Here is a 239-nt window from a genome sequence, read left to right as displayed (position 1 = left end):
CATGCTCGTCTGCCGGCACAGGATCCACAGGTCCTTGCGCCGCGGCTCGCCGACGAGCGCGTACTGGTAGTCGTCGTCGACGTAGAGCACCCAGTAGTCGCCGACGACGGGGATGACGGGGAGGAAGGGGGGCAGGTAGAACTTGACCTTGAGCTTGGCCTCGTCGCTGGCCGGGTCGGCCTTGTAGGCGGTGCCCTTGATGTAGTCGCGCTTCCCGCTGCTGGTCCACGTCTCGTTCA

Annotated in this window: 1 protein-coding gene; it reads right to left on the bottom strand. The window is 65.7% G+C overall.

The window, feature by feature from the left end; all coding sequences use genetic code 11:
• Positions 1-239 (bottom strand): lipocalin family protein (locus F1003_RS19185; RefSeq protein WP_162307027.1); only part of this gene is annotated, 239 nt, incomplete at both ends.

This window comes from Winogradskyella ouciana (assembly GCF_009709615.1).
In the GTDB taxonomy this organism is placed as follows: Bacteria; Bacteroidota; Bacteroidia; order Flavobacteriales; family Flavobacteriaceae; genus Winogradskyella; species Winogradskyella ouciana.
The sequence above is the reverse complement of the archived record's forward strand: the minus strand, read 5'-3'. Positions and strand labels throughout refer to the sequence as shown.